5 protein-coding genes and 1 pseudogene are annotated in these 6,162 nt (G+C 66.3%); 2 read left to right on the top strand and 4 right to left on the bottom strand.

All coding sequences use genetic code 11. From position 1 onward, the window contains the following. Positions 1–199 (top strand): annotated as a pseudogene (locus tag JMF90_RS40150) (hypothetical protein); the annotation flags it as partial. A gap of 301 nt (positions 200–500) precedes the next feature. Then, positions 501–1,433, top strand: coding sequence for an MBL fold metallo-hydrolase (locus tag JMF90_RS19895; RefSeq protein ID WP_201317221.1), 933 nt, complete (start codon positions 501–503; stop codon positions 1,431–1,433). Between the two features lie 140 nt (positions 1,434–1,573). On the opposite strand, the gene JMF90_RS19890 is transcribed toward JMF90_RS19895, so the two are convergent. From JMF90_RS19890 to doeB, 4 genes are all read right to left on the bottom strand, one after another. Further along, positions 1,574–2,968 (bottom strand): aspartate aminotransferase family protein, encoded by a 1,395-nt coding sequence (locus tag JMF90_RS19890; RefSeq protein ID WP_201317213.1) that lies wholly within the window; start codon positions 2,966–2,968, stop codon positions 1,574–1,576. A 20-nt stretch (positions 2,969–2,988) separates the two neighbouring features. Then, a complete protein-coding gene (locus tag JMF90_RS19885; protein WP_201317212.1) occupies positions 2,989–4,467 on the bottom strand; it encodes an NAD-dependent succinate-semialdehyde dehydrogenase in 1,479 nt (492 codons plus the stop codon). A gap of 121 nt (positions 4,468–4,588) precedes the next feature. Next, complete coding sequence (locus JMF90_RS19880) at positions 4,589–5,059, bottom strand: Lrp/AsnC family transcriptional regulator (RefSeq protein ID WP_011549337.1); 471 nt, start codon at positions 5,057–5,059, stop codon at positions 4,589–4,591. Between the two features lie 13 nt (positions 5,060–5,072). Further along, complete coding sequence (gene doeB / locus JMF90_RS19875) at positions 5,073–6,068, bottom strand: N(2)-acetyl-L-2,4-diaminobutanoate deacetylase DoeB (RefSeq protein ID WP_201325343.1); 996 nt, start codon at positions 6,066–6,068, stop codon at positions 5,073–5,075. Between the last annotated feature and the right edge of the window lie 94 nt (positions 6,069–6,162).

The raw sequence follows: 6,162 nt of genomic DNA, 5'->3' as shown, positions 1-6,162 counted from the left end.
ATCGAGCCTGCTACGGGCTGCTGGTGATAGCCGCGGTGAAACTGCTTTGGGATGGCGTGACGGGGTATCTCGCGTAAGCGTGGCTCCCGCGTACTACATGATGGCTGCCTGCGCGGTCGGGCTGATCGCGCTGCTGGCGGTGATCGAGACGCGCGGGTGTTCGCTGCGCGGGGAAACGCTTCCCGGTCAGCCGGGTTGACCCGCGCGCCGGCGGTTCCCGGCATCCCATAAACGGCATCCATTGCATCGCCCGCCTTCCGGCAACGGACGGCGGGCGATGTGCATTTCGGGCGGCGAAGGCCGCTGCCGGATTGTTGTCGTCCGGACAACACGATGTGCACCCCTGCGGCGCTGTTGGCGTGTGTAGGCCGTCACTACAATCGCTGACACGCTCGATCGGAATCCGGGCGCACCGAAGCGCGACCTTCACGATCGCGCTCGCGAACCGCCCTGCGCCGCGCAGTGCGGACTACCTCACTCGAAGAACAGGATTACTGAACATGAACGCACCCATCCGCAACGTCCAGCCGGTCATCGTCGCCCTGGGCAACGAAGGTTCAGGCGAGCTCGTTCCGTCCCGCTACGCCGTGCGCATCGGCGATGTCGATGTCGTGCTGATCAGCGACGGCGTACTGCCGCTGCCGACTTCCACCATGTCCACCAATGTGAGCGAAGCGGACCGCAACGCCTGGTTCGACGGCCGTTTCCTGCAACGCGACATGTTCGACTGGGCGCTCAACATCGCGCTCGTGCGCAGCGCCGATCACCTGATCCTGATCGACTCGGGCGTGGGCGACGGTTTCGAATACTTCACGCGCGCCGGGCGCTCGGTGATGCGCGTGGAATCGGCCGGCATCGACCTGGCCGCGATCACCGATATCGTGATCACGCACATGCACATGGATCACGTCGGCGGGCTGAACGTCGACGGCGTCAAGGCGAAGCTGCGCCCCGACGTACGCATTCACGTATCGGCAGCGGAAGTGGCGTTCTGGAAGAATCCGGACTTCAGCAAGACGGTGATGCCGGAAACCGTTCCGCCCGCGCTGCGCAAGGCGGCGGCGAGGTTCGTCGAACTGTATGGCGAAAACATCGTGCAATTCGACCGCACCGTGGAAGTCGCCACGGGCGTGTCGGCGCGCGTGACGGGCGGGCATACGCCGGGGCACTGCGTGGTCGACATCGCATCGAACGGGGAAAAGCTGACGTTCGCGGGCGACGCGATCTTCGAGGTCAACTTCGACAATCCCGACTGGCAAAACGGCTTCGAACACGATCCGGACGCGGCAGTCGACGTTCGTCTCGCGCTGTTCAACGAAGCCGCCGACACCGGTGCGCTGCTGGCCGCGGCGCATGTCGCGTTCCCGTCCATCGGGCATGTTGCACGGAACGGCGACGGCTTCCGTTTCGTTCCGGTCGTGTGGGATTACTGAGTGACGATCGGTAGCCGACGCGCACCGCACACCACGCATTGACGTTTTCCTGAACCGTACCGGCAAGAAAAAACGCCGCCGCACTTGCATGCGGCGGCATCACCTCACGCGTCGAAACGCGCATCAGGACCGCTCGAATATCACGCGACAGCCGAAATATTCCGCTCGGCGACCTCGTCCACCGCCTTCTTCACGATCCCGACGATCTCGTCGGCTTCCTCGCGCGTCATCACGAGCGGCGGTGCAAAGCCGAGAATGTCGCCGTGCGGCATCGCCCGCGCGATCACGCCGCGCTGCAGCGCGGCAGCCGACACCTGCGCACCGATCTTCAGCGAGGGATCGAACGGCACGCGCGCATCCTTGTCGGCCATGAATTCGAGCGCGGCCAGCATCCCCACGCTGCGCACCTCGCCAACGAGCGGATGCGCGTCGAATGCGTCGCGCAGCTTCGCGCCGAAATACTTGCCCACTTCCTCAGCATTGCCGACCAGGTTCTCGCGCTCCAGGATCGCGAGGTTCGCGAGCGCGGCGGCCGCGCACACTGGATGGCCCGAATACGTCCAGCCGTGCCCCATCGGCCCGTGTTCCTGCGAGCCGCGCGCGATCACGTCCCACACCTTCTCGCCGACGATCACGCCCGACAGCGGCGCATACGCGCTCGTCAGCCCCTTCGCGACGGTAATCAGGTCGGGCTCGATCCCGAAGTGCTGCGCGCCCATCTTCGAGCCGAGACGCCCGAACCCGCACACGACCTCATCGGAAATCAGCAGGATGTCGTGCTTGCGCAGCACGGCCTGGATCGCGGGCCAGTAGCCGGCCGGCGGCTCGATGATGCCGCCCGTGCCCATCACCGGCTCCGCGATGAACGCGGCGACCGTGTCGGCGCCCTCGCGCGCGATCAGCTTCTCGAGTTCGTCGACGCAGTACGCGACGAACTGCGCCTCGCTCATGCCCGCAGGCGCCTTGCGATACCAGTGCGGACACACCGTATGCTTCACGCGATCGATCGGCAGGTCGAAATGCTGGTGGAAGCTCGGCAGCCCCGTGAGGCTGCCCGTCACGATGCCCGAGCCGTGATAGCCGCGCTCGCGCGAAATGATCTTCTTCTTGTTCGGGCGGCCGAGCACGTTGTTGTAGTACCAGACGATCTTGACCTGCGTCTCGTTCGCGTCGGAACCCGACATCCCGTAATAGACCTTCTTCATCCCTGCCGGCGACCAGTCGATGATGCGCGACGACAGCTCGATGATCGCGTCCGACGAATGGCCGACATACGTGTGGTAGTACGCGAGCTGCTTCGCCTGCTCGTACATCGCGTCGGCGACTTCGGTGCGGCCGTAGCCGATGTTCACGCAATAGAGCCCGGCAAACGCGTCGATATAATGCTTGCCCTGGTGATCCTCGATGCGGATGCCTTCGCCGCCGCGCACGATCTTGCCCGGCAGCGCGCCGGTCTCGTGGTCGTACGCGTGCGTCGACGGGTGCATGAAGTGGGCGCGGTCCTCGCGCAGCAGTGCGTCGATCGATTTTTGCATGATGTGCTCCTTTGAATGGGTCAGGCCGTCGCCGCGACCGGCAGGCCGAGATTGCCGAGGCAGAAGTATTTGATTTCGGTGAACGGCTCGAAGCCTTCGGCGCCGCCTTCGCGCCCGAGGCCCGACGCCTTCATCCCGCCGAACGGGATCGGCGCACCGGTGAATTTCACGCCGTTGACCGACACCATCGCGAAGTCGAGCCGCCGCACCAGCTGGAAGATCGTGTCGATGCGCGTGGCGCACACGTAGGCGGCGAGGCCGTACTCGGTGTCGTTGGCCGTTCCGACCGCTTCGTCGAGCGTGTCGAACGCGCTGACGGCCGAGATCGGCGCGAAATTTTCCTCGTCGACCACGCGCATGCCGGGCGCGGCATCCGCGATCACGGTCGGCTCGTAGAACCAGCCGCCGAGCGCATGCGGCCGGCCGCCCGCAACGATGCGCGCGCCGCGTGCCCGCGCGTCCTCGACGCGCGCCACGGTCGCGTCGAACGCGGCCTGATGCATCAGCGGCCCGACGTCCACGCCCTGCTCGAACGCCGGCCCCGTCTTCAGCGCGCGCACCGCGTGCGCATACCGTTCGACGAACGCGTCGTACAGCGGGCGCGCGACGAGTATCCGGTTCGCGGCGCAGCAGTCCTGGCCGGAGGTCTGGAACTTCGCGCCGACGGCGATCCGCACGGCCTGATCGAGATCCGCATCCTCGGTCACGATGAACGGCGCATTGCCGCCCAGTTCGAGCGCGATCTTGCGGATGCCGGCCTTCGCGGCGGTTTCGGTGACGAGCCGCCCGACACGCGTCGAGCCGGTGAAGCTCACCGCACGCACGCGCGCATCGCCGACCAGCGTTTCCATCGCCATCTGCGGCTCGCCGAGCACCACGTTGAACACGCCGGCCGGGAAGCCGGCCTCGTCGGCGAGCTGCGCGAGCGCGAGCGCCGAAAACGGCGTTTCGTGCGCGGGCTTCACGACCACCGTGCAACCGACCGCGATCGCGGCCGCCGCCTTGCGCGTGATCATCGCGGCCGGGAAATTCCACGGCGTGATCAGCGCGGCGACGCCGACCGGCTCCATCACGGTGCCGAGATGCGCGCCGTCGATGTGGGTCGGGATCGTGCGCCCGGCGACGCGTTTCGCCTCGTTCGCGAACCATTCGACGAAGCTCGCCGCATAGCGGATCTCGCCGCGCGCTTCGGCCAGCGGCTTGCCCTGTTCCAGCGACAGCAGCGCGGCCAGATCGTCGACGTGACGCAGGATCAGTGCATACCAGCGCAGCAATGCGGCGCTGCGTACGGCATGCGGCGTCCAGCGCCAGGTGTCGTACGCGCGCTGCGCGGCGTCGACGGCCGCGACGATCTGCGCGCGTTCGAGCATCGGCACGTGGCCGATCACGGCCTGGTCGGCGGGGTTCACGACGGCGACCGTCGCGGCACTGTCGCTGTGAATCCAGCGACCGTCGACGTAGCAGGTCGACTTGAACAGAACGGGGTGTCCGGGCAGCATGCTGCGTCTCCTCGTTGGTGGGCACGAACTTCATTGTGTCGCGCCCTCGCATGCGGAAATTTCGGTTTGCACGGCTCGAAATGCCGGTTTTTTCCGTATTGCCGCGCACCGGCGCGAACTTTTACAGCCAGTCCGGCGCACCGCCGGATGCGCACTTCACGACCTTCGTCACGATGTACGTGAAGTAGCGCTCGATGCCGAGGTCTTCCATCAGCAACGCATCGATGAAGCGCTGGTAATGGTCGATGTCGCGCGCGACCACGTGCAGCACGTAATCGACGCCGCCGCCCGTCGCATAGCACTGCGCGACCTCGGATGCTGCGGCCACGCGATCCTCGAAGCGCCGCATGTCGGGCGCGGTGTGCCGCGACAGCGTCACCTCGACGACGATGCGGCTGCCGGAGAACGTGCCGATCCAGTCGACGTCCGCGCGATAGCCACGGATCACACCGCTTTCCTCGAGCTTGCGCACGCGCTCCCATGCCGGCGAAATCGACAGGTTCACGGCTTCCGCGAGCTTCGACTTCGTGATGCGCCCGTCGCGCTCGAGCAGGCGCAGGATCGCGAGGTCGTATCGATCGAGCTTGATCACGTCGTGCGCGTCCTCATACGGCCACCGGAATGTTGCGCTCGACGATGTCGGCGACCACCGCGATCGTGTCGCCCGGCTGCACGATGCCCGGGAAGTGCCGGGCCGCGAGCAGCCCGCGCCGCCGTGCGACGTATTCGATCGGCGTGACACCCGTGCGATCGATGTCGTGCACGCGCGCGAGCACGTCGCCGGCGTCGACCTCGCTGCCCAGATCGCGGCACATCTCGAGCAGCCCGCGATGCTCGCTCGTCGTGAAGCACGAGCCGTCCGGCATGTCGAGCAGCGTCGTCGTGCTGCGAGGGGCATTGCCGTCGATGACGTCCTTCGCGATCACGCCCGCATGCGCGAGAAATCCATACACGCCGCGCTCGGCGATCGCGACGCTCGCCGCCGTCGACGTGCCGCCACCGCCCAGCTCGGTCGACACGAATACCTTGCCGGCTTCCTCGGCCGCGCTGTCGTAGAGGCCGACGCTGTCGAGTTCCAGCATGCGCATCGAATACGGCGCGCCGAACGCGCGCATTGCACGCTCGCAGCGTGCTTCTTGATCGCGGTTCTCCAGCACATGAATCGCCGCGAACGGCACGAAGTCGAGCGTGCGGCCGCCCGCGTGAATGTCGAGCACGTGCGTCGCGAGCGGCAGCAAATGGCGCTGGAAGTAGTCGGCGATCTTCTCGGTCACGGTGCCGTCCGGGCGGCCCGGGAAGCTGCGGTTCAGGTTGCCGGCATCGATCGGCGACGTGCGGCAACCGGCGCGGAACGCCGGGTAGTTCATGAACGGCACGACGATCACGCGGCCGGTCACGTCGGCCGCCTTCAGCGAACCGGCGAGCTTCGACAGCGCGACCGGCCCTTCGTATTCGTCGCCGTGATTGCCGCCGGTCAGCAACACCGTCGGCCCGTCGCCGCGCTTCACGACGGTCACCGGAATCATGATCGCGCCCCACGCGGAATCGTCGCGCGAGTAAGGCAGCTTCAGGAAGCCGTGCGTAATAACTTCGTATAGCATACATTATACGAAGTTATACGAATGTTCTTTACCGTGGGTAACGCGACCAAGGCAGTGCCATGGCTGCTGCTGGCCAGGCCGACGGGCAATGTCT

It is taken from the genome of Burkholderia sp. E168m23 (assembly GCF_016586125.1).
In the GTDB taxonomy this organism is placed as follows: domain Bacteria; phylum Pseudomonadota; class Gammaproteobacteria; order Burkholderiales; family Burkholderiaceae; genus Burkholderia; species Burkholderia orbicola.
The sequence above is the reverse complement of the archived record's forward strand: the minus strand, read 5'-3'. Positions and strand labels throughout refer to the sequence as shown.